Source organism: Pseudomonas sp. FP2254, from assembly GCF_030687695.1.
Taxonomy (GTDB): Bacteria; Pseudomonadota; Gammaproteobacteria; order Pseudomonadales; family Pseudomonadaceae; genus Aquipseudomonas; species Aquipseudomonas quebecensis.
Genome location: NZ_CP117444.1, coordinates 2,846,070 through 2,869,517 on the forward strand (window position 1 = coordinate 2,846,070; position 23,448 = coordinate 2,869,517).

Consider the following 23,448-nt stretch of genomic DNA (forward strand, 5'->3'; position numbering starts at 1 on the left):
AGCTTGAAAGGATGCGTGCGATACAGGCCGCGCCACTAAGCTTTACTTAACTAACGCAACCCATAGCGATCCAGTGTCTGTTAGCCTCAGGAAAATGAAATTAATCCAAGGCATGCCGTTCCAGGACATACACTCCGTGGAGCGCCAATGGTGGTGACACCCGACGCGTCAATACAGGTGCATTGAGGATCAAGCATGTTGAAGGTCGACGAGTCCCCCGCAGACACTTGCGAACCCAGCGAGTACGACAGCCTCCTCGCGATGGGGACACGCTCGCTCGATGCCATTCCGGGGGCTATTTACCTCTGTGACCGCGATGGTTGGCTCGTCAGGTTCAACAGCGAGGCGGCCACTCTGTGGGGGAGAACGCCTGTTCTGGGTGAACAGGGAGACCGCTTCTGCGGCTCGTATCGGCTTTACACCACCAGCGGCATGCCATTGGCGGTTGACGAGTGCCCGATGGCTTCAACGCTCAGCGCGGGCTTGTGTGCGCGCAATCAGGAAGTCTTGATTGAGCGCCCGGACGGTTCGCGATTCGTAGCACTCATGAGCATTCGCACGCTGCGAGACGGGCATGGCCATATCCAGGGCGCAATCAATTGCTTTCAGGACGTGTCGGCGCACCACGCATTAGCCGAAGAACTGCGGCGCAAAAGCGCCGACCTTGAAGACTTTTTCGAAAACAGTGCCGTTGGCCTTCATATTGTCAGCGGCGAGGGCGTTATCCTGCGCGCCAACAAAGCGGAGTTGGCGCTGCTGGGCTACTCAGCGGAGGAATACATCGGTCGCCACATCACCGAATTCCATGTGGATGAGCCCGTCATCGGCGACATCCTCAACAAGCTTGGCAGTGGCGATTGCCTGAACAGTTACCCGGCGCGTCTGAGGGCCAAGGACGGCAGCATCAAACATGTCGCGATTACCTCCAACGGGCGATTTGAGGAGGGGAAATTCTTCAATACCCGTTGCTTCACCATTGACGTTACCCGTGTGTATCACGCCGAAACCGAGCGTCAGGAGAGTGATGACCGGTTGGCGGCGACTTACGAGGCGGCCACCATCGGCATTGCCGAAGCGGGAGAGGGCGGCCGCCTGCTGCGGGTCAACGACGCGTTGTGCAACATGCTCGGTCGAACTCGCGAGCAACTGCTGGCGATGACCTTTCTGGACTATACCCACCCTGACAGTGTGGAGCAGGACGCGGCTTTATATGCACGCCAGGTGGCGGGGGAACTGGACCACTACGTGTTGCGCAAGCGGGCCGTTAAGCTCGATGGCCAGCCGCTTTATCTGGATGTCTACAGCTCGTCGGTAAGAGCACCGGATGGCAGGTTCCGCTATGGCGTGCGGGTTGTCCAGGACGTCACGCTCACCCGCGAGATGGAGAATCGGATACGTGACAGCGAGCGGCACATGCGCAATCTGCTGGAGGCGTTGCCGGCGGCTGTCTATACCACCGACGCCGAAGGGCGCATTACCTTCTATAACCGCGCGGCCGTCGAGTTGTCGGGGCGCACGCCTCAACTGGGCGACCTTTGGTGCGTCACCTGGAAATTATTCAATACCGACGGCACCTATCTGCCTCACGACCAATGCCCGATGGCCGTGGCACTCAAGGAAAACCGGGCCATACGCGGCGTGGAGGCCATCGCGGAGCGGCCGGACGGCACCCGCGTGCCGTTTGCGCCTTATCCAACCCCTCTGCACGATGCGGACGGAAACCTGATCGGCGCTATCAATATGCTGGTGGATATCAGCGAACGGAAGCAGGCGCAAGAGCGCCAGAAAACCCTGATTGATGAGCTCAATCACCGGGTCAAGAACACCCTGGCCACGGTCCAGTCCCTGGCGGCCCAGACTGCACGCAATGCGCAGGATGCCAGGGAAGGGTACACGCGGTTCGAAGCCCGGCTGCTGGCATTGTCGCGGGCCCACGACCTGCTGACGAAGCAGCATTGGGGCCTGACTCCGCTCAGCGCGCTGGCCCATGACGTACTAATGCCAGTATTGGGCCAGGAGCCCGAGCGCATCCTGATCGCCGGCGATGCCATCCACGTTGATACCCGTGTCGCCCTGAACTTAACCATGACCCTCAACGAACTGGCGATCAACGCGCTTAAATACGGCGCAATGTCCACCGAGACGGGAACACTGTCAGTGCGCTGGAGCATTCAAGCGCAACCGAGTGGCGCGCTGCTGACCGTGGACTGGCGCGAACAGAATGGCCCTTCGGTCGCCACGCCGGAACGCGAAGGCCTGGGCTCTCGCCTGATGAAGCGCTGCATCGAGCGCGATTTAGGTGGTTCTTTTGAACTCGACTTCGCCCCTGAGGGCGTGCGCTGCCGCTTTTCCTTTAGGGTTGCCGAGGCTAAACCATGACCGTGTTTTCCGGAATCAGCGTGCTGCTGGTCGAAGACGAGAGTGCCATTGCCATGTTGATCGAAGAGATGCTCGAAGACTTGGGCTGCACGGTGGTTGCCTCCGTGGCCCAGCTTGCGAAAGCGCTGCAGATTGCAAAGGTATTGGAGGTCGACCTGGCGATTCTCGATGTGAACCTGGCTGGAGAACGGGTTTTTCCGGTGGCCCAGGTCCTGCGTGAGCGACACATTCCGTTCCTGTTCAGTACCGGATACGGCGCCAGCGGCGTGCCGGGGGAGTTTGCCGATTGCCCAGTGTTGCATAAGCCGTTTGCGCAGAACGACTTGGAGTTGCAAATGGCGGTGGCGTTGAAGCGTTAGGGGGCAGGTTTGTTTGATGAGCCTCTGTAGCGTGATACATGATTTAACATAATATACATTATGCGTAATACGATGTTACATAATTAGAGGCAGTGCCCGTCACATTTCAACGGGCAAAACCCTTGCAGTGTCAAACCTGAGCAAATCCTCCATCCACGAACATCTCGCTGCCGGTCATGAAACTGCTCTCGTCCGACGCCAGGAATAATGCCGCCGCCGCAACTTCTTCAGCCTGGCCAATGCGGCCCAGCGGAATCTGCCCGGTCATGTCGTCGATGATCGCGTCCTTCTGGCCGGTGCCGCTCAATGCCAGGTCCAGGCCGGGTGTCGAGATCGGTCCGGGTGAAATGACATTGACGCGAATGCCGGTGCCTTTGAGGTCCAGCGCCCAGCTCCGGGCGAAATTGCGCAGCGCGGCCTTGGTTGCGCTGTAGACGCTGAATGCCTGTGTGCCCATGGTGCCCGTCGTCGAACCGGTCAAGATCACCGAGCCGCCGGCGCTCATCAGTGGCAGCGCGTTCTGCACCGTGAACAGCGTGCCTTTGACGTTGATGCCGAATGTGCGGTCGAACGATGCTTCCGTAATCGAACCAATAGGCTCGAAATCGCCCAGGCCCGCATTGGCGAACAACACATCAATCCGACCCTTGGTGGCCTTGATCTGCGTGAAGATGCGTTCCAGGTCATCCAGTTTCGAAATATCACCCTGGATGGCGATAGCGTTCGGGCCGATCAGGCCCAGCGCCTTGTCCAGCTCTTCCTGCCTGCGTCCAACGATGACTACCTGCGCGCCTTCCTTTGCAAAACGAATCGCACTTGCCAGGCCGATGCCGCTGTTGCCGCCGGTGATTACCGCAATCTTGCCGTTAAGCCTGCTCATGGTGAACTCCCAGATGTGTGGAAACACAACTGTAGATCCGGGCTATTCTTTTGAATAGTATGCACCTTTTGGTAAGTACCCTATGGAGTGCCCGAATCATGGCTAATACGTCGTTCAACTGCGGCCTTGAGGCTGCGCTCGCCGTGATCGGCGGCAAATGGAAACCGCTGGTGCTCTACAACCTGGCGAAAAATGTCCATCGCTACGGCGAATTGCGCCGCGCCATCGGTGGCGTGACTGACAAAGTGCTGATTCAGCAACTCAAGGAGTTGGAACGCGACGAGATCATCGTGCGGATCGACTTTCAGGAAATACCGCCCAAGGTCGAATATTCCCTGACGCCGTTCGGCGAATCCCTCGCAAACGCGCTGGGCACCTTGTGTGTCTGGGGCACCGAACACATGCAGACGGTGGAACGTATCAGTCGGCGCCGCGCCACCGCCCTCGCCCATTCTTGAGCGCAAGACACCGATAGCCAACTCAACTAAATGACTATTTAGTTGAGTTATATCAATAGGTTACGATCCTATAGCTGAAACCGGTCCACCGACTGCGACAGTTTGCCCGCCAGGTTCGACAGCTCGTCCGTCGTCGACGCGGTCTGGCCGATCACTCGACTGTTGTTCTCCGACATGCCGGCAATCATCTCCACCTGGTGGGAGATTTCATTGCTGGCCAGGCTCTGCTCACTGATGGTGCGCGAAATGTCGTGCACCAATTCCGTCGTATTGAGAGTCGCCTGCAGGATCTCGCGAATGGCGCGCTCCACATCGGCGGTGACGGCCATGCCTTTATCCACTTGAGCGACGCCCTCCTCCATGCTGGTAACCGCTTCCCGCGTGCTTTGCTGGATGCGCCCGACCATGCTGGCGATTTCCTGGGTCGACGCACTGGTACGCCCCGCCAGGCTGCGCACTTCATCGGCCACCACCGCAAAACCGCGCCCTTGCTCCCCGGCCCGCGCCGCTTCGATCGCAGCGTTGAGCGCCAGCAGGTTGGTCTGATCGGCGATGCCTTTGATCACCTGGATGATGCTGTAGATCGCCTCGGAGTCTTTGTCGAGGGTGCGGATCACCTGGGCCGATTGCTGGGCGGAACGGGCGATACCGTCCATGTCACTGACGACTTGATGTATGACTCGCCCACCGTCCTTGGCCAGGGCCTCGGCCTGGTTGGCCATGTCCAGTGCGTGCCCGGCGTGCCGGGTGATTTCTTCGATACTGGCGGTCATTTCACTGGCGGCGGCGGCCATGGTGCTGGCGGCTAGACTTTGTTGCTGGCTGCTGTTGGCGACTTCATGGCAACCGTGACTCAGTTGCTCGGTGACGCCCGTGATGCCATGGGCATTGCTGCGCACCACATCGATCATGCCGCGCAGGTCACGCTGCATGGTCGCCAGGCTGCGGATAAGTGAACTGGCTTCGTCATTGCGCCGCGGCTCGGCGATGGTTTCGCTCAAGTTGCCCCGCGCGATGCCGGCGGCAATCCGGCTGGCGGACTGCAATGGGCCCATGATGCTCAGCATCACCCAACGGCCTTGTGCCAGGAGCAGCAACAAGCTGGCGAGCAGTACGATGCCCAGGGTGAAATTGGCGTTGCGGATGGTCTGTTGCGTGCTGGCGCCGGTCTGCTGGGTATTGCTTTCGATCAGCTCGCTCAGCGTCGCCAGTTGATCTTCCAGTTGAGTGAACGCCTTATTGAACGTCTCCAATTCACCGCGAGCGGCTTCCGGGTTATCCAGGGCCAGCGCGACGATACGTTCGGCGGCGCTGATGTAGGTATCGAGCGCGGGCTTGGTGCTTTCCAACTTGGTCCGAAGCGTCTCGTCCAACGGCAGCTTGAGGTTCTCCGCCAGCATCTGGCGAAAATGCTCCGCGTGCTCCTTGAGCGAACTGCTGACCTCGTCCTTGCTGCTGGTGCTCTTGCCCAGTCCCACCAGCATGGCGGACAACACATCGGCGCGCAGTGCGTCGTGCATCATGTCCGCTTCCATGTGGTTACGCAGCACCGTCATGCTGACTTCATTGTCGCGCACAGCGTCGCTCATCCGTGCGTTCCCCAGATAACTGACCAGGCTCATGAGTATGGCGGTCAACAATCCGGTCCCAATCAACAGCATCAAGCGTAGTTTGATCGTCATGCGGGTATCCCTGTGCCTGGAACGCCGGTTGAAATGCCAACCGCCTGAGCGTCGTTAGTACCGTTATCGGCATCTCGTTCCTGTTATTGAAGCCTAAGTTTGCGTATCTGCGCGGATACCTTAAGCTGGCCGGCCTTTGCTCGGCCCGGAACCGCCCCATGTCTCGTCGTATTGCCCATCTCGCCCTGCTGCTTGGATTGATTACCGCCATCGGCCCATTCGCCATCGACAGCTACCTTCCCGCCCTGCCCACCCTCGGCGCCAGCCTGCAGGCGTCACCGGCGGCGGTGCAGATGAGCCTGACGGTGTTCTTTATCGTGATCGGCGTGTGCCAGCTGTTTTATGGGCCGATCAGCGATGTGTTCGGGCGCAAACCGCCGATTTACGCCGGCCTGGTGATTTTTGCCGTGGGCAGCGTTGGTTGCGCGCTGGCGCCGACGATCGAAGTGCTGATCGCGTTTCGCGCAGTACAGGCGTTCGGTGCCTGCGCCGGCATGGTGGTGCCGCGTGCCATCGTGCGTGACTTGTACACCGGCCACGAAGCGGCGCGGCTGATGTCGCTGCTGATGCTGGTGATGAGTGTTTCACCGATCCTTGCGCCGTTGGCCGGCAGCCTGGTGATTGCGCTTTGGAGCTGGCGTGAAGTGTTCGCCGTGCTCGCGGTGGTGGCTGTGCTGTGCCTGGTGATGACCGCTGTACAACTGCCTGAAACTCACCCGGCCGAGCGGCGCCTTGGCAAGACCCTGGCCGGTGCGTTCAGCAGTTACGGCGCCTTACTGCGCGATCCGGTGTTCATGGGGTTATCGGTGGTATGCGGCTTCGGGCTGGCCACATTCTTTGTGTTTATCGGCAGCGCACCGTTCGTGTACATAGAACACTTCGGCCTGACGCCGACCCAATTCAGCCTGGCATTCGCCCTCAACGCCGCGTCGTTCTTCGCCATGAGCCAACTGACTGCGCGCCTCAGCGCACGCTTTGGCCTGGCCCCGTTGATTCGCGGCTCGGTCATCGGCGTGGCGGTGGTGATGAGCCTGCTGGCAGTTACCACACTGTGGTCCGGCAGCCTGGCGTTGATGATGTCGCTGCTGTTTATCGGCTTCGGTTTTCTCGGCCTGCTGCTGCCGGCGGCCGGCGTGCTGTCCATGGAAGACCACGGCGCCGTGGCGGGTTCGGCCTCGGCGTTGCTCGGCGCGATTCAGATGATCACGGGCGCAGTGTGCATGAGCCTGGTAGGCGTGTTCGCCGATCACACCCCGGCGCCGATGCTGATCGGCATTGCGCTGTGTGCGGTTGCGGCGCTGACCACCGTATTGTGGACCTTGCGCCGCTTGCCGCCGCACTTGGCGAGCGCCCCACCCTCCCCCTGAGCGCTACCATTCGTCGGGCATGGCCGGCATCCATTACAACTATCGCCGGCCATGAAACTACTAATCCCATAGCACCTTTGGAAACCTATGGAGATTGGAAATGACTGACTATCCACGCCCACCTTTCGCTCCCCAGGCGCAAAACGTGCCCGGCACTCAGAAGAAAATGGACCCGTACCCGGACTGCGGTGAACAGAGCTACAAGGGCTCCGGCCGCCTGGCCAACAAGATCGCCCTGATTACCGGTGCCGACAGCGGCATCGGCCGTGCGGTCGCTATCGCATTTGCCCGAGAAGGCGCCGACGTCGCCATCGCCTACCTGGATGAGCATGACGACGCCAAGGAAACCGCGCGTTGGGTCGAAGAATCCGGCCGCCAGTGCCTGCTGCTGCCCGGTGATATCGCGCAAAGAGCCACGTGCCAGGCGCTGGTGGACAAAACCGTCGAACAGTTCGGCCGTATCGACGTGCTGGTCAACAACGCAGCGTTCCAAATGAGCCATGAAACCCTCGAGGAAATCGAGGACGAGGAATGGGTCAAGACTTTCGATATCAACATCACCGCGATGTTTCGCATCTGCAAGGCCGCGCTGCCGCATATGAAGGCCGGCAGTTCGATTATCAACACCACGTCGGTCAACTCCGACATGCCCAAGCCGACGTTGCTGCCCTACGCCGCCACCAAAGGGGCAATTGCCAACTTCACCGGCGGCCTGGCGCAGATGCTCGGCAGCAAGGGGATTCGCGTCAACAGTGTCGCCCCTGGCCCGATCTGGACCCCGTTGATCGTGGCGACCATGACCGATGAGGACGTGCAGAACTTCGGCAGCGAAACCCCGCTGGGCCGCCCCGGGCAGCCGGTGGAAGTGGCACCGATCTACGTGCTGCTGGCCTCGGACGAAGCCAGCTACATTTCCGGCTCGCGCTATGCCGTCACAGGCGGCAAACCGATTCTGTGACCGCCGCTACAGGTCAAAGCGATCCACCGCCCGCCGCCGCTCATTGTCGTCGCGCACGTCATAGCTGGCGGTGGTCTGGATATTGGTGTGGTGCGCCAGTTTCTGTGCGATTGACAGGTCATGCTCCTCAATCACTCGCGTGATGAATGAACGACGAAAGTCGTGGGGCATGATCTTCACCCCCACCTGCTCCCCGCGCTGACGGGCAATGTAGTAAATCGCATGCTTGGTGATACGTTCCCGAGTGATATGGCTGCCTCGGCGAATACGGTTGAACAGGAAGTCGTCGTCCTGCTCGCCCGGTTTGAGTTGCTGGCGGCGAAAGTCCAGCCATGCCTGCAATTTGGCAAAGGCCCAGTCCGGTGCGTATTTGACCAGTTCTCTGTTGCCTTTGCCGATCACCCGCAAACTGCGCTCGGTAAAGTCGATCTGCGCAAGGTCGAGGTTGACCGATTCCGACTTGCGCATGCCTGAACCGTAGAGAATCCCGATCACCGCGGCATCACGCAGGCCCTGCGGGCGTGGGTCGGCGGCGCAGACTTCCATCAGTTCACGGATCAACGTGCGCCGCAGGTTGCGTCCCTGGCCCAGGCGCGTACCGGCGGCGGCCTTGACCGTGCGCATCTTCAACAGGTGTTCCTGGGTAATCAGGCTCATGCGCCAGGCTTCATTCATCACTCCGCGCACCGCGTTCACGTACAGTGACGATGTATTCGGGGCGTAGCCGTCCTCGCGCAACGCTGCCACCAGGGCGATGACGTGCTCGGGCTGCAGCAGGTGCCAGTCGATGTCTTCCAGGTTGATGTCCTCGAAGCCCAAGCGGTCGGCGGCATCCTGCAGCACATAGCGCATGGTCAGTTGGCTCGAAGGTGCCAGGCGGGTGAGGTAGAGGGTCAGAGGGTTGCGCAGCGACTCAGTCAAAACTAATCAGCCTTTGGATTAAATAACGCGAGCAAACCATTGTTTGTTCGAGCTATTCAGTGAATTGGCGAGGGCTGAGTCTAGCGCAGGACTCGCCCTCGCACAAAATCACGGGACGGTTTCTTCATCCTCGGTCGGCTCCGGCGCCTGTGTCTGGGCCTGGCTCCACTCGCTGTCCTGTTTTTGCATCAGCGCGAACCAGTGCTTGCGCATGTAGGGCAAGTAGGCGTCCGGCGCCTTGGCGAAATCGTCCTCATCGCGGTAACAGCCCGGCAATGGCAGCTCGGTGCCCTGCTCCTTGTACTGGCTGACCAACGCCTGCTGCGCGGCCACGCTGCAGTCCTTGGGCAAGGGCATGCCACGCAATGCGCCGGCCTCTTCGTCCCACCAGGCCGCGCCGTAACGGTCGACGCCGCGCAGGCGGAATTTCTGCGACTTGCCCACGCGCATGATCAACTTGAATTCATTCGGGCTGACATCGCTGGTGCAGGTGAGCGAGTAACCGACGATGGTCTGGGTGAGGCCGTCACCGTTCAAGTCGGTAACCCGGGTGGCAGTCCGATCAAAGCGCAGGGCCGCGTCGAACTGGCAGCGCTGCACATCGTCGTAGAGCATCCATATGCGTTTGGGGCGCTTGCCGTCGATCAGGTACTGGGCCGCGTAGACAAAAGCCGTCTGGGTGCCATCGTCGTCTCGCTCATTGACCTGTTCGGCCAGCACCAGGAGGTTTTTTCCCTGCTGGTCATCCCAGGTATAGGCAGCGATCTGCTTGCCGCGCACTTCGACGCCATCCGGCACCTGGTCGATGCTGGTGAGCGCCACGCCGTCATCGGCCCGCACTGTGGCGATACAGGCCACGCTCAATAACAACCCCATCAACACTGGCCGCAATTGGCCGCGTAAAAGCTGCACGCTATTCATCCGAGTACCCTGGCAAGAGATGGCTTACTTTACCGGCACTTGAGCGTTGATGCAGAGAAGATTGTTTATCCAGCGGGGCTAGCTGAACCCTGGCTGTCTACCTGTCAAATAAACGAGTTTTTCATCCGGCTTTCATATTCGTTCCACATTTTTCCGCTTAACCTTAAACGCAGTACTTCATGGCAATCCGTGGTTTGCCAGTTAACCTGTTGATTGTGCTTAAGCTTTAGCTGTGCGCTAAAGCGCGCCCGTCGTGCTTCGTTGCTGTTTTCACGCTCCAAGCCGCTCTAACCCCGAGGTCATGAATCTTTGAAACCCTACCCTATTCAGTGCGTGTCGATCGTTATCCCGGTCTACAACGAACAAGACAGCCTGCCTGAGCTGCTGCGCCGCACCACGGCAGCCTGCAAGCAACTGGCCTACGCATACGAAATCATCCTGGTCGATGACGGTAGCCGCGACAACTCCGCGCAATTGCTCGAAGACGCCGCCGCAGAGGATGGCAGCAACGTGGTCGCGGTGATCCTCAACCGTAATTACGGCCAACATGCGGCAATCATGGCCGGGTTCGAGCAATGCCGGGGCGATGTGGTGATCACCCTTGACGCCGACCTGCAGAACCCGCCCGAAGAAATCCCGCGCCTGGTGGAACAAGCGGCCCTGGGCTACGACGTGGTTGCCACCGTGCGCAATAATCGCCAGGACTCGGCCTTTCGCCGCTGGCCTTCGCGCCTGATCAATCTGGCCGTGCAACGCTCCACCGGCGTGGCCATGACCGACTACGGCTGCATGCTGCGCGCCTATCGCCGCACCATCGTCGATGCCATGCTGGCCTGCCGCGAGCGCAGCACCTTCATCCCGATCCTGGCCAACGGCTTTGCCCGCCACACCACCGAGATCCTGGTGCACCACGCCGAGCGCGAGCACGGCGAATCCAAATACAGCGCCATGCGCCTGATCAGCCTGATGTTCGACCTGCTGACCTGCATGACCACCACCCCGCTGCGCCTGCTGTCCATCGTCGGTTTCAGCCTGGCGGCCCTGGGCATGCTGTTCGCCTTTGCCCTGATCATCATGCGCCTGGCCTTCGGCGCCGATTGGGCCGGCGACGGGCTGTTCGTGCTGTTTGCCGTGCTGTTCGTGTTTACCGGTGGCCAGTTCATCGGCATGGGCCTGCTGGGTGAATACCTGGGCCGTATGTACAGCGATGTGCGCGCCCGCCCGCGTTTCTTTATTGAAAAAGTGCTGCGCAACCAACCGGCGGCACCGGCACCCGTGGTCGTCGTCGACGGCCTGGCGTCTTCCCACACTTCCACTTCTTCCGATCAGGTCCAGTCATGAGTTCAAAAGCCGTTGTATTCGCGTACCACGATATTGGTTGTGCAGGCATCGAAGCGCTGCTCGCTGCCGGTTACGACATCGCTGCCGTGTTCACCCATGCCGATGACCCCAAGGAAAACAACTTCTACGGCTCCGTGGCCCAATTGTGCGCGCGTAACGGCATCTCCGTGCACGCTCCGGAAGACGCCAACCACCCGCTGTGGGTCGAGCGCATCGCCAAACTCAATCCGGACTACATTTTCTCGTTCTACTACCGCAACCTGCTGAGCGAAGCGCTGCTGGCCACCGCGAGCAAAGGCGCGTTCAACCTGCACGGCTCGCTGCTGCCCAAGTACCGCGGCCGCGCGCCTGCCAACTGGGTGCTGGTCAACGGCGAAACCGAAACTGGCGTGACCCTGCACCGCATGGTCAAACGTGCCGACGCCGGCGCGATCCTGGCTCAGCACAAAGTTGTGATCGAGCGCAGCGACACTGGCCTGACCCTGCACGCCAAGCTGCGTGACGCCGCCACCCACCTGCTGCGCGATGCGCTGCCGCAACTGGCCGCGGGCAAGCTGACTGAAACGGCCCAGGATGAAAGCCAGGCCACCTGCTTTGGTCGCCGCACGGCCGCCGACGGCAAGCTGGAGTGGAACAAACCGGCTGAAGAACTGTTCAACCTCGTGCGTGCGGTCACTCAGCCATACCCGGGCGCCTTCTGCGCCGTGGGCGAGCACAAGCTGATCGTCTGGCAGGCCGACGTGGTCAAGGGCAACGAAGGCCTGGCGCCCGGCCGCGTGATCAGCGTCAACCCGCTGCGCATCGCCTGCGGTGAAGACTCCCTGGTGATCAAGTTCGGCCAGCGCAACGACAACGGCCTGTACCTGGCCGGGCCTTCCCTGGCCAACGAACTGGGCCTGGTGGACGGCTCCGTGCTGCGTGGCGCCGAGTCCGGCCGCAAGCCACGCCGTACCCGCGTGCTGATCCTCGGTGTGAACGGCTTTATCGGTAACCACCTCTCCGAGCGCCTGCTGCGCGACGACCGTTATGAAGTCTATGGCCTGGACATCGGTTCCGACGCCATCGAGCGCCTGCGCAGCCACCCCAACTTCCATTATGTGGAAGGCGATATCAGCATCCACACCGAGTGGATCGAGTACCACATCAAGAAGTGCGACGTGGTCCTGCCGCTGGTGGCCATTGCCACGCCAATCGAATACACCCGCAACCCGCTGCGCGTGTTCGAACTGGACTTCGAGGAAAACCTCAAGCTGGTGCGCTACTGCGTCAAGTACAACAAGCGCGTGATCTTCCCGTCGACCTCCGAAGTCTATGGCATGTGCCAGGACCAGTATTTCGACGAAGACACCTCCAACCTGGTGGTCGGCCCGGTCAACAAGCAACGCTGGATCTACTCGGTTTCCAAGCAACTGCTGGACCGCGTGATCTGGGCCTACGGTGCCAAGGGCCTGAATTTCACCCTGTTCCGTCCGTTCAACTGGATGGGCCCGCGCCTCGACCGCCTGGATTCGGCGCGTATCGGCAGCTCCCGAGCAATTACCCAACTGATCCTGAACCTGGTGGAAGGCACGCCGATCCGCCTGTTCGACGGCGGCGAGCAGAAACGCTGCTTCACCGACATCGCCGACGGTATCGAAGCCCTGGCGCGCATCATCGATAACGACAATGACGCGTGCAACGGCCAGATCATCAACATCGGCAACCCGGAAAACGAAGCCAGCATTCGCCAACTAGGCGAAGAGCTGCTGCGCCAGTTCGAAGCGCACCCACTGCGCGGCAACTTCCCGCCGTTCGCCGGGTTCCGCGATGTGGAGAGCAAGGCGTTCTACGGCACCGGTTACCAGGATGTGGCGCACCGCAAGCCAAGCATCGAAAACGCCAAGCGCCTGCTGAACTGGGCACCGACCGTGGAAATGAGCGAAACCATCGGCAACACGCTGGATTTCTTCCTGCGTGAAGCGATGCTCGAACAGGCGGACAAGCACTGATGCAGGCAGGTCTTCGCATCGACGTCGATACCTACCGTGGCACCCGCGAAGGCGTGCCACGGTTGCTCGAATCCCTGGATGAAGCCGGGGTGAAAGCGACGTTCTTCTTCAGTGTCGGGCCGGACAACATGGGGCGCCACCTGTGGCGCCTGATCCGCCCGCAATTTCTGTGGAAGATGCTGCGCTCCAATGCCGCCGGCCTGTATGGCTGGGACATCCTGCTGGCGGGCACTGCCTGGCCGGGCAAGCCCATCGGCCGCGACCTGGGGCACTTGATGCGCCAGGCCAAGGCCGCCGGGCATGAAGTCGGCCTGCACGCCTGGGATCACCATGGCTGGCAGGCCAACACCGGGCGCTGGAGCGAGGCGCAGTTGATCGAGCAGATTCGACGTGGCGTGGACACCCTGAGCGACATCCTCGGCGCGCGCATCGACTGCTCAGCGGCGGCCGGCTGGCGTGCAGATGAGCGCGTCGTGCAAGCCAAACAAGGTTTCAACTTTCGCTACAACAGCGATTGCCGGGGCACCAGCCTGTTTCGGCCGACATTGGCTGACGGCAGCGCGGGGACGCCCCAAATTCCGGTGGACCTGCCGACGTTCGACGAAGTGGTCGGGCCGGTGGTCGCCGCCAAGGATTTCAATAACTTCATTCTTGACCGCTTCACGGCGTCGAAGCTCAACGTCTATACCATCCATGCAGAAGTAGAAGGGATTCTGATGGCTCAAGATTTTCGCCGGTTGCTCGCCCAGGCAGGGCAGCGCGGCATCGATTTCACACCGCTGGGCGACTTGTTGCCCACGGACCTCACCACCCTGCCCCAGCAACACCTGGTGCGCGGTGCGTTGAGTGGCCGCGAGGGTTGGCTGGGAGTGCAGCAGGCATGACGCGCCGTTGGGCATTGCCCTTGCTCCTGCTGGCGTTTGGCGTGTTTTACCTGTTACCGCTGGCCACCCACGGCCTGTGGATTCCGGATGAAACCCGCTATGCGCAGATCAGCCAGGAAATGCTGCTGACCGGCAAGTGGGCCGCGCCGCACTTTATGGGTATCCGCTATTTCGAGAAACCTGCCGCCGGTTACTGGATGATTGCGCTCGGTCAGGCCATGTTCGGGCAGAACCTGTTCGGCGTGCGTTTTGCGTCGGCCTTGAGCACCGGCTTGAGTATCCTGCTGGTTTACCTGATGGCCCGCCGGTTGTGGAACGACCCGCAGAAAAGCCTGGTCAGCACTGTGCTGTACATGAGTTTCGTCAGCGTGGCGATGCTCGGTGGCTACGCCAATCTGGACCCGCAGTTCACCTTCTGGGTCAACCTGACGGGCGTAGCCCTGTGGTTCTGCTTCGCCAGCCGCACGCCGCGTGCCAGGCTGTGGTCCTGGGCCTTGCTGGGCGTGGCCTGTGGCATGGGTTTCATGACCAAGGGCTTTCTGGCCTGGTTACTGCCGGTATTGATCGCCCTGCCCTACGCCGTCTGGCAGAAACGCTCGATGGAATTGTTCAAGTTCGGCCCAGTGGCCGTGGCTGCGGCGATGCTGGTCAGCCTGCCATGGGCCTTGACCGTGCACCTGCAAGAGCCGGATTACTGGCACTTTTTCTTTTGGCATGAGCATATCCAACGCTTTGCCGGCGAAGACGCGCAGCACGCCGAGCCGTTCTGGTATTACCTGCCCTTGCTGGTGGCGTTCACGCTGCCCTGGGTTGCCCTGCTGCCGTCCAGCCTCAAACAGGCGTGGCAGGACCGGCGCCTGCCGGACACCGCGTACTTGCTGCTATGGCTATTGATGCCCCTGGCATTCTTCAGTCTGGCCAAAGGCAAACTGCCTGCGTACATCATGCCGTGCCTGCTGCCCCTGGCTTTGCTGATGGGCTCTACCTTGAGCGACAAACTCGCTCAAGGCCGTGACCGCGTGGTACGCATCAACGGGTGGCTGAACCTGGTGATCGGCGTGCTTGCCCTATTGGCGCTCGGTTGGTTCCAACTGAAGAAGTCGGTGTACGTACAGGGTGATGAAGCCCTTAGCCTGGTGCTGGTATTCACCTGCCTGGCCGGCTGGGTCCTGGTTAACCTGCTGCAAGCGGTACGCCCGGCGACGCTGTGGGCCGCACCGCTGATCGGCAGCGGCCTGCTGGTTGCGCTGGTGCCCGCCGCATTGCCCCATTCGGTGGTTTATAACAAGACCCCGGACCAGTTCATCATCGATCATGCCGAAGAACTCAAGCCTTCCATTGCGCTGTTGAGCAACGACCTGGGCGCCTCCGCGGCGCTGTCATGGCGACTGAAACGGCCCGACATCACGCTGTACAACACCTCTGGCGAGGTGAAATACGGCCTGGCTTATGCGGACACCGCTCACCGTCTGGTCGACCGCAATCAGATCCAGGCCTGGATGGCCCAAACCCGTCGCAGCGGCCCCGTGGGCGTGGTGATGCGCGTCAATAGCCAGGGTGAGAAGGAAGAACTCGCCCTGCTGCCCGCAGACGGCCAGCGGTATGCGCAGGGCAATATCGTGATCCTGATCTTCCCGCAGGTCGCGCAATGATCACCCTGCTTCTGTTACTCAGCGCCTGCCTGCTCACCTGCATGGGCCAGGTCTCGCAGAAGTTTGCCGTGGAAAGCTGGCGAGAATTGCCCGACGGCTGGGCGCTGAAGCTACGTTCGCCGTGGCTGTGGTCGGCCCTGCTGTGCCTGGGCTTCGGACTGTTGGTATGGCTGCTCGTATTGCAGCGCCTTGAGGTGGGCATCGCTTACCCGATGCTCAGCCTGAATTTTGTCTTGGTCACCCTGGTGGCGCGCTTTGTGTTCAAAGAGCCCATCGATGCGCGGCATTGGCTGGGCGTCGCGCTGGTGATTGCCGGCGTAGTGTTGCTGGGGCGTCAGGTATGAGCCGGGCGCGCGGGTTTGCCCTGGCCTTGGGCAGCGTCGGCCTGGTCAGCGCGGCGCAGTTGGGCATGCGTTGGAGCATGACGCGTTTACCGTTGCCCCATGAATGGCTCAATGCGCAGATCGATCTTGCAGCCCTCGGGGTGGTGTTTCTGGCGATCTGTGCCTACGCCCTGTCGATGCTTTGCTGGTTGGTGGCCCTCAAGCACCTGCCGCTGGGTCGGGCCTATTCGCTGCTGAGCATCAGCTACGCGCTGGTGTACCTGCTGGCGGCCGGCCTGCCGGTGTTCAACGAACATTTTTCGCTTTCGAAAACTCTCGGGGTGGCATTTGTCATCCTGGGTGTGCTGGTTATCAACTCTCGTCGTGCTCGCTCTACAAGTCCCAGGAATGCCCCATGAAAATCAGCGTATTTGGTAGTGGTTACGTCGGCCTGGTACAGGCCACCGTATTGGCCGAAGTCGGTCACGATGTCATCTGCATGGATGTCGATCAAAACAAGGTCAAGCTGCTGCAGCAGGGCCATGTGAGTATCTTCGAGCCGGGGCTGGCCGCCATGGTCAAGGAGAACCTCGAAAGCGGGCGATTGCACTTTACCTATGACGAGAAACTCGCCGTCGAGCACGGTGAGGTGCTCTTCATCGCGGTGGGCACGCCGTCGGATGAAGACGGTTCGGCGGATCTGAAATACGTGCTGTCGGTCGGCGATGCCGTGGCTCGCCATCGGATCGAGCCGGTCATTCTGGTGGAAAAATCCACCGTGCCCGTGGGCACCGGCGACACCCTGCGCGCTCATATCGACAAAGCCTTGCACCTGGCCGGCCGCAGCCTGGCGTTCGATATCGTCTCCAACCCCGAATTCCTCAAGGAAGGCTCGGCGGTTGCCGACTGCCGCCGGCCGGACCGCATCATCATCGGCTGCGAGCGCGAAGAAGTGCGCGAGGTCATGCGCGATCTGTACGCACCGTTCAACCGCAACCATGACCGCATTATCTTCATGGACCTGCGCAGCGCCGAGCTGACCAAATACGCCGCCAACTGCATGCTGGCCACCAAGATCAGCTTTATCAACCAGATCGCCGAGCTGGCCGAACACTTGGGCGCCGACATTGAAGCCGTGCGCCTGGGCATCGGCGCCGATTCGCGCATCGGCTACCACTTTATCTATCCCGGTTGCGGCTATGGAGGCTCGTGCTTCCCCAAAGACATGCGCGCGCTGATCCACAGTGCCAAGCAGGCCAACTGCTCCAGCGACCTGCTGGAAGCCGTCGAAGCGATCAACCAGCGTCAGAAGAGCAAGCTGTTCGAGCGCATCAACGCGTTCTTCAAAGGCAACCTGCGCGGCAAGACCTTCGCCCTGTGGGGCCTGGCCTTCAAACCCAACACCGATGACATGCGCGACGCCCCCAGCCGCGTATTGATGGAAGCCCTGTGGGACGCCGGGGCCGACGTGCGCGCCTTCGACCCCGAGGCCATGCAGGAAACCCAGCGCATCTATGCCGATGAGACACGCCTGATGCTGATGGGCACGCCTGAATCCACCCTGGTGGGCGCCGATGCGCTGATCGTGTGCACCGAGTGGCAGCAATTCAAGGCGCCGGACTTCGACCTGATCCACCAGCGCCTGAAAACGCCGGTGATTTTCGACGGCCGCAACCTCTACGACGGTGAGCGCCTGGCGCGCAAAGGCTTCCAATACTTCCCGATGGGCCGTGGCGACTCCTGCCAATTGCCGATTCCCCAGCAACAGTGGGTGCCGCAGGTCGTGGAAGCCTGAGACGTGAACAAAACCCGATCGCCCCTGCTCAATGCCACGGTTCGCCGCCAATCCCTGGTGTTGGGGCTGTTGGGCCTGCTGTTGTTCATTGCCGGTAACTGGAACCAGGCGATCATCGGTTTCGATTCGCGCTTTGTGGTGTTTGCCCAGGAAATGCTGCGGCATGGGCCGAGCTTTTTTCCCACCACCTATGGCCAGCCCTACGCCGATTACCTGGCGACGTCGACGCTGCTCACGTGGCTGCTGTCGTTGCCGCTGGGACACGTCAGCAGCTTTACCGCCTGGCTGCCCACGGCGATGGCCTCGGCGCTGATTGTGACCCTGATCTATCGCTTGACCGCCCCGTACTCCCAACGTTGGGGTTTGCTGAGCGTTGCGCTGTTGCTGCTCAGCAGCACCTTTATCAGCGAAACCCGCGCGGTGTCCCTGGACCAGATGCTCGCCGCAGTCACATTGGCAGTGTTCTACCTCGGTTACGCCCATGATCACTTCGACGCGGGCAAGCGCCTGCACTGGGTGTACCTGCTTTTGATCGTGGGGTTTGCAGTGCGCGGGCCGATCGGCCTGGTGGTGCCCACAGGCGTACTCTGCAGTTACTACCTGATCAATCGCCAATGGCGTCAGCTGTTCAGCTTTGGCTTTCTGGCGCTGGCGTTGCTGGTGGCCTGCGTGGGCCTGTTGCTGTTGCTGGCCAAGCTCAGCGGCGGCGAGACCTTCATGCAGGACGTGATCCGCATGCAGTTTCTGGGGCGCATGGATGGCAGCGAAGGGTCCAGCGGTGCGTTGTATTACTTCTCCAGCTCGCTGGGCAATTACGCCCTGGCCTACCCGATGGCATTGCTGGTACTGCTGGCGGTAGCCCTGGGCGGCAGGCAGACGCCGCAGCCGGGCTTGAAACTGGTGGGTTATTGCGCCGCCGCCGCCCTGCTGGTGCTGCTGGGCTTGTCGATTCCCCAGGCGAAAAAGGCGCGCTACGTGCTGCCTATGTTGCCCATGGCGGCGATTATCGCGGCGTACCCTTTTTACGTGACCCAAGGGCGGGCGTTTGCCTGGTTGCGGGGCTTCATGCTGGGTCTCTGGACGCTGTTGCCCGTGCTGCTGATCGCCGGGCTGGTGTTCATGTGTGCGCGCTACCCCGAGCCATTGAGCCATCTGATGCCGATAATCAGCTTACTGGCGGCATTGCAGGTGCTGGCGGTGCTGGGCTTGCTCAAGGCGCGCCTGCGCGCGACGGGTCCGGCACTGACCGCCGTGCTGGCGGTGTGGGCCACGTATATCCTGGTGGTCGAGCCGTTGGAGCGCAGCCTCTACGACACGCGCACCTTTACCCTCCAGGTGCACGAGCAGGTGATGCAAGCGCATGCGCCGGTGGTATTGCACGGCCTGGGCAAAGACGCCAAAGCGATCAAGTACATGGTTAACCTTGATTGCGACCAAGTGCCATTGTTTACCCAGCAAGCCTCCGACCTGGCGCCGCTGCAGGGGCCGGCCTGGCTGGTGATGAGCCAGGCGGACTTCGAAGGGTTGCAGGACCCGCGTTTTCGCGGTCTTACCCCGACGCTCACCGGGGAGTTCGACCGCAACCCTTATGTGCTGTTGCACCTGAGTAAACCGTCGGCATTGTGAACCTTTACACAAAGGCCGCGAGTGCAGAAACGTCCTACGCAGCTATGCGTAATGACTGCTGTCTTTTCCCTTTCCCGCGCCTGAAACGCGACTGTAAACTCCGTGACCAATGGCGGTAATCATTTACCGCCACAGGCCATGGATAACAACAAGGACGCTATGGGCCGCAACCACTGCCGTGGTTTACTTCATGAGAGGAAAATGCCGTGCCATACGATATTTGCAATGAACTGCATGTCGGCCCCCTGCCCGTGCCGCCCCTGGATCGACTGATGGAACTGCGCGACGCCCTCGTCGCCCTCAAAGGCCCTCTGGCCAGTGAACCCGCCCTGCAGGAATGTCTGCGCAAACGGCTCTTCAACGAAGAAACCGACAGCCGCGTACTGGGTGAACGCAATACGCCGCTGGCCAGTGTCATCTGTTCGATTCCGTTCGGCTGACACCGCTTCAATCCAATTTTTTTGTATTTAACCCTCATTAATATGCATTGGCGCTGAACGAAGCCCCACGGCACACTGCTCGCGTTCCTGCCCAGCGGCAGGAGCGTCCAAAGACTTTTCCGGGTGACCAGACGAGTCTTTTTTTTGCCCGCCGTTTATGGATCTCATCAATGCTTGCTCGCTGGTTCCCCGCTGCTATCAACACCCGCCCTTCGGAATGGAGCCGCGCCGCCATCGGCATGGCGCTGGGCACCCTGTTCAGTGTCTGGCTGTGCGCCCAAGTCTTTGGCATGGATGTCGCGTTGCACCTGCTCGGCCCGTTGGGGGCGTCAGCGGTGCTGCTGTTCGCCGTGTCGTCCGGTGCGTTGGCGCAACCCTGGTCGATCATCGGCAGTTACCTGTGCGCCGGCGTGGTCGCCTTATTAGTAGCCAGGGTACTGGGCCGCACCCTCGGCGGCGCCTGCCTGGCGGCCGGCATGAGCGTGGTGCTGATGTGCTGGTTGCGCTGCCTGCACCCGCCGGCGGGTGGCCTGGCCATGACGCTGGTGCTGGCGGATCCGGCCTCTGCGGCACTTGGCTGGCAGGAGCTCGGCGCGGTGCTGATGGGCGCCGGTGCCTTGCTCTGCTGCGCGCTGGCCTACAATAACGCCACGCGCACGCGTTATCCCAAGGGTGCGGTGGAGGCACCCGCAGCGATCCTGCCCGACCCGAATGCCACACGCGATGCCGCCGTCACCGCTGCCGACCTGAAGCTGGCACTGGCTGAAATGGAGCAATTCTATGACGTGGCTCCCACCGAGCTGGAGCAGTTGATTCACGCTGCGCAAGTTCACGCACGGCGCCGCAGCATCGGCCAGGTACTGGCCAGCCGTGTGCCCTGACGGGCATAACGTCGGGCGGGCTGTCCCGCCCTCCCGGCGTGTGCATAAATGCAGGAACGACCTGCAGGATTCACGGTTGTACTGGGCAAATTTGCGCTGGTAGGATCGCGGGATGGTCCGTCTGCGGACCTCTTGATAAAGAACAATAAAAGCAGGGAGTTAGAGATGACTGCTCAGGTTTCATCCGAAGCAAGCCGGGCTGATGCGCCTCAGGACGAGGTGCTCGCCGAGGTTCGTAACCATATCGGGCACCTTACCCTCAACCGTCCCGCCGGTCTCAATGCCATTACCCTCGACATGGTCCGCCACATGACCCGGCAATTGCAGGCCTGGGCGGACGATCCCGAGGTCCATGCCGTGGTCCTGCGCGGCGCTGGCGACAAAGCCTTCTGTGCCGGCGGCGATATTCGCTCCCTCTACGACAGTTTCAAAAGCGGCGACACCCTGCACCAGGATTTTTTCGTCGAAGAATATGCACTCGACCTGGCCATCCACCATTACCGCAAACCGGTGTTGGCCTTAATGGATGGCTTTGTGTTGGGCGGCGGCATGGGGCTGGTGCAAGGCGCAGACCTGCGCGTAGTCACCGAGCGCAGCCGCCTGGCAATGCCGGAGGTGGCGATCGGTTACTTCCCGGATGTGGGCGGCAGCTACTTTCTGCCGCGTATTCCCGGGGAGCTGGGCATTTACCTCGGCGTGACCGGGGTGCAGATCCGCGCGGCGGATGCACTCTACTGCGGCCTGGCAAATTGGTACCTGGACAGCGCCAGGCTTGCCGAGCTCGACCAGAAACTCGACCGCCTGCAATGGCATGACGCGCCGCTCAAAGACCTGCAAGGCGTGTTAGCCAAGCTTGCCGTGCAACGGCTGCCGGACGCGCCGCTGGCGGCGCTGCGTCCGGCCATTGACCATTTCTTCGCCCTGCCCGATATCCCAAGCATCGTCGAGCAATTGCAGGCCGTCACCGTGGCCGACAGCCACGAGTGGGCGTTGAACACCGTGCACCTGATGCAGACCCGATCCCCCCTGGCCATGGCCGTAACCCTGCAGATGCTGCGCCGTGGCCGCCGTCTGCGGTTGGAACAGTGCTTCGCGCTGGAGTTGCACCTGGACCGTCAGTGGTTCGAGCGTGGTGACCTGATCGAGGGCGTGCGTGCCCTGATCATCGATAAGGACAAGTCCCCGCGCTGGCATCCGCCGACGCTTCAGGCGTTGGATGCCGCGCATGTCGACAGCTTCTTCCACGACTTCGAGCAGGTTGCGAAATAACTCATGCAAAACATTGAATACACAGAAGAACAAGTGATGATCCGCGACATGGCGCGCGACTTTGCCCGCGGCGAAATCGCCCCCCACGCCCAGGCCTGGGAGAAAGCCGGCTGGATCGACGATGGCCTCGTGGCGAAAATGGGCGAATTGGGCCTGCTCGGCATGGTCGTGCCCGAAGAATGGGGCGGCACCTACGTCGATTACGTGGCCTACGCCCTGGCCGTGGAAGAGATATCGGCAGGGGATGGCGCCACTGGCGCACTGATGAGTATTCACAATTCAGTGGGTTGCGGGCCGATCCTCAACTACGGCAGCGAGCAGCAGAAACAAACCTGGCTCGCCCAACTGGCCAGCGGCCAGGCGATTGGCTGCTTTTGCCTGACCGAACCCCAGGCCGGCTCGGAAGCGCACAACCTGCGTACCCGTGCCGAGCTGCGCGACGGCCAATGGGTGATCAATGGCGCCAAGCAATTCGTCAGCAACGGCAAGCGGGCCAAATTGGCCATCGTGTTTGCGGTGACCGACCCGGCGCTGGGCAAAAAAGGCATTTCCGCGTTCCTGGTGCCTACCGACACGCCGGGCTTCGTGGTGGACCGCACCGAGCACAAAATGGGCATACGCGCCTCCGATACCTGCGCCGTCACCCTCAACCACTGCAGCGTGCCCGAAGCCAACCTGCTCGGCGAGCGCGGCAAAGGCCTGGCCATTGCGTTGTCCAACCTCGAAGGCGGCCGTATCGGCATCGCCGCCCAGGCCCTGGGCATCGCCCGTGCGGCATTCGAAGCGGCGCTGACTTACGCCCGTGAGCGCGTGCAGTTCGACAAGGCAATTATCGAGCACCAGAGCGTGGCCAATCTGCTGGCGGACATGCAGACCCGCCTCAACGCCGCGCGCCTGTTGATCCTGCACGCCGCGCGCCTGCGCAGCGCCGGCAAGCCCTGCCTGTCGGAAGCGTCCCAGGCCAAGCTATTCGCCTCGGAAATGGCCGAAAAGGTCTGTTCCCAGGCCATGCAGATCCATGGCGGGTACGGTTACCTGGAGGATTACCCGGTGGAGCGCTACTACCGGGATGCGCGAATCACGCAGATTTATGAAGGGACCAGTGAGATTCAACGGATGGTCATCGCCCGCGAACTGAAAAACTACCCGTTCTAAATACGCCATGTGGGAGGGGGCAAGCCCCAATGCCAGTCAGTTAAGGAGGAACACTGTAACTGTGGCGAGCGGGCTTGCCCCGCGTTGGGCTGCGCAGCAGCCCCAATAGGAGCGTCGCAGTATGCCAGGCAGCTCCGGGACTATGTTTTGGGGCTGCTTCGCAGCCCAA

21 protein-coding genes and 1 pseudogene are annotated in these 23,448 nt (G+C 61.2%); 17 read left to right on the plus strand and 5 right to left on the minus strand.

Going from position 1 to position 23,448, the window contains the following annotated elements; all coding sequences use genetic code 11:
• The first annotated feature begins 195 nt into the window (after positions 1-195).
• Entirely contained in the window at positions 196-2,379 is a 2,184-nt protein-coding gene (locus PSH94_RS13070) for a PAS domain S-box protein (protein ID WP_305434686.1), read from the plus strand.
• Positions 2,376-2,738, plus strand: a complete 363-nt coding sequence (locus PSH94_RS13075) for a response regulator (RefSeq protein WP_181079445.1) — start codon at positions 2,376-2,378, stop codon at positions 2,736-2,738. The genes PSH94_RS13070 and PSH94_RS13075 overlap by 4 nt, the downstream gene beginning before the upstream one ends.
• A gap of 130 nt (positions 2,739-2,868) precedes the next feature.
• On the opposite strand, the gene PSH94_RS13080 is transcribed toward PSH94_RS13075, so the two are convergent.
• Positions 2,869-3,618 (minus strand): SDR family NAD(P)-dependent oxidoreductase, encoded by a 750-nt coding sequence (locus tag PSH94_RS13080; RefSeq protein WP_253507682.1) that lies wholly within the window; start codon positions 3,616-3,618, stop codon positions 2,869-2,871.
• A 98-nt stretch (positions 3,619-3,716) separates the two neighbouring features.
• Between PSH94_RS13080 and PSH94_RS13085 the strand changes: the two genes are divergently transcribed.
• Positions 3,717-4,076 (plus strand): helix-turn-helix domain-containing protein, encoded by a 360-nt coding sequence (locus PSH94_RS13085; RefSeq protein ID WP_285428222.1) that lies wholly within the window; start codon positions 3,717-3,719, stop codon positions 4,074-4,076.
• 68 nt (positions 4,077-4,144) lie between these two features.
• Here PSH94_RS13085 and PSH94_RS26135 read toward each other — a convergent pair whose 3' ends face one another.
• Complete coding sequence (locus PSH94_RS26135; protein WP_370694776.1) at positions 4,145-5,008, minus strand: methyl-accepting chemotaxis protein; 864 nt, start codon at positions 5,006-5,008, stop codon at positions 4,145-4,147.
• A gap of 42 nt (positions 5,009-5,050) precedes the next feature.
• Positions 5,051-5,758 (minus strand): annotated as a pseudogene (locus PSH94_RS26140) (MCP four helix bundle domain-containing protein); the annotation flags it as partial.
• 158 nt (positions 5,759-5,916) lie between these two features.
• Here PSH94_RS26140 and PSH94_RS13095 point away from each other — a divergent pair.
• Both PSH94_RS13095 and PSH94_RS13100 read left to right on the plus strand, forming a co-directional pair.
• The gene (locus PSH94_RS13095) at positions 5,917-7,125 is read left to right on the plus strand and encodes a multidrug effflux MFS transporter (protein WP_305434693.1); all 1,209 of its coding nucleotides are present in this window, start codon (positions 5,917-5,919) and stop codon (positions 7,123-7,125) included.
• A gap of 100 nt (positions 7,126-7,225) precedes the next feature.
• Positions 7,226-8,083, plus strand: a complete 858-nt coding sequence (locus PSH94_RS13100) for an SDR family oxidoreductase (protein ID WP_181079440.1) — start codon at positions 7,226-7,228, stop codon at positions 8,081-8,083.
• A gap of 6 nt (positions 8,084-8,089) precedes the next feature.
• On the opposite strand, the gene xerC is transcribed toward PSH94_RS13100, so the two are convergent.
• Together xerC and PSH94_RS13110 are read right to left on the minus strand one after the other, a co-directional pair.
• Positions 8,090-9,004, minus strand: coding sequence for a tyrosine recombinase XerC (gene xerC, locus PSH94_RS13105; RefSeq protein WP_181079439.1), 915 nt, complete (start codon positions 9,002-9,004; stop codon positions 8,090-8,092).
• 108 nt (positions 9,005-9,112) lie between these two features.
• Complete coding sequence (locus PSH94_RS13110; RefSeq protein WP_181079437.1) at positions 9,113-9,925, minus strand: M949_RS01915 family surface polysaccharide biosynthesis protein; 813 nt, start codon at positions 9,923-9,925, stop codon at positions 9,113-9,115.
• A gap of 309 nt (positions 9,926-10,234) precedes the next feature.
• Between PSH94_RS13110 and arnC the strand changes: the two genes are divergently transcribed.
• The 12 genes from arnC to PSH94_RS13170 all read left to right on the plus strand — a co-directional run bounded on the left by arnC (position 10,235) and on the right by PSH94_RS13170 (position 23,279).
• Positions 10,235-11,266 (plus strand): undecaprenyl-phosphate 4-deoxy-4-formamido-L-arabinose transferase, encoded by a 1,032-nt coding sequence (gene arnC / locus PSH94_RS13115; RefSeq protein ID WP_305434697.1) that lies wholly within the window; start codon positions 10,235-10,237, stop codon positions 11,264-11,266.
• A complete protein-coding gene (gene arnA / locus PSH94_RS13120; protein ID WP_305434700.1) occupies positions 11,263-13,254 on the plus strand; it encodes a bifunctional UDP-4-amino-4-deoxy-L-arabinose formyltransferase/UDP-glucuronic acid oxidase ArnA in 1,992 nt (663 codons plus the stop codon). The genes arnC and arnA overlap by 4 nt, the downstream gene beginning before the upstream one ends.
• Positions 13,254-14,138 (plus strand): 4-deoxy-4-formamido-L-arabinose-phosphoundecaprenol deformylase, encoded by an 885-nt coding sequence (arnD, locus tag PSH94_RS13125; protein ID WP_266249390.1) that lies wholly within the window; start codon positions 13,254-13,256, stop codon positions 14,136-14,138. The genes arnA and arnD overlap by 1 nt, the downstream gene beginning before the upstream one ends.
• A complete protein-coding gene (gene arnT / locus PSH94_RS13130; RefSeq protein WP_305434705.1) occupies positions 14,135-15,790 on the plus strand; it encodes a lipid IV(A) 4-amino-4-deoxy-L-arabinosyltransferase in 1,656 nt (551 codons plus the stop codon). Before arnD ends, arnT begins: the two co-directional genes overlap by 4 nt.
• Positions 15,787-16,134: a 4-amino-4-deoxy-L-arabinose-phosphoundecaprenol flippase subunit ArnE gene (arnE, locus tag PSH94_RS13135; RefSeq protein WP_266249392.1), complete on the plus strand. Its 348-nt coding sequence runs from the start codon at positions 15,787-15,789 to the stop codon at positions 16,132-16,134. The genes arnT and arnE overlap by 4 nt, the downstream gene beginning before the upstream one ends.
• Positions 16,131-16,532, plus strand: a complete 402-nt coding sequence (gene arnF, locus PSH94_RS13140) for a 4-amino-4-deoxy-L-arabinose-phosphoundecaprenol flippase subunit ArnF (RefSeq protein ID WP_181079428.1) — start codon at positions 16,131-16,133, stop codon at positions 16,530-16,532. Before arnE ends, arnF begins: the two co-directional genes overlap by 4 nt.
• Positions 16,529-17,908 carry a UDP-glucose/GDP-mannose dehydrogenase family protein gene (locus PSH94_RS13145; RefSeq protein ID WP_181079426.1) on the plus strand — a complete coding sequence of 460 codons (1,380 nt, stop codon included), beginning with the start codon at positions 16,529-16,531 and terminating at the stop codon, positions 17,906-17,908. The genes arnF and PSH94_RS13145 overlap by 4 nt, the downstream gene beginning before the upstream one ends.
• Positions 17,909-17,911: 3 nt before the next feature.
• Entirely contained in the window at positions 17,912-19,534 is a 1,623-nt protein-coding gene (locus tag PSH94_RS13150) for a glycosyltransferase family 39 protein (protein ID WP_305434709.1), read from the plus strand.
• Positions 19,535-19,740: 206 nt separating this feature from the next.
• Entirely contained in the window at positions 19,741-19,974 is a 234-nt protein-coding gene (locus PSH94_RS13155; RefSeq protein ID WP_370694729.1) for a type VI secretion system contractile sheath small subunit, read from the plus strand.
• Between the two features lie 170 nt (positions 19,975-20,144).
• The gene (locus tag PSH94_RS13160; RefSeq protein ID WP_253507713.1) at positions 20,145-20,855 is read left to right on the plus strand and encodes an HPP family protein; all 711 of its coding nucleotides are present in this window, start codon (positions 20,145-20,147) and stop codon (positions 20,853-20,855) included.
• 165 nt (positions 20,856-21,020) lie between these two features.
• Positions 21,021-22,124 (plus strand): enoyl-CoA hydratase/isomerase family protein, encoded by a 1,104-nt coding sequence (locus tag PSH94_RS13165; protein ID WP_181079421.1) that lies wholly within the window; start codon positions 21,021-21,023, stop codon positions 22,122-22,124.
• Between the two features lie 3 nt (positions 22,125-22,127).
• On the plus strand, positions 22,128-23,279 hold the full coding sequence (locus PSH94_RS13170; RefSeq protein ID WP_305434712.1) for an acyl-CoA dehydrogenase family protein: 1,152 nt from the start codon (positions 22,128-22,130) through the stop codon (positions 23,277-23,279).
• The last annotated feature ends 169 nt before the right edge of the window (positions 23,280-23,448 follow it).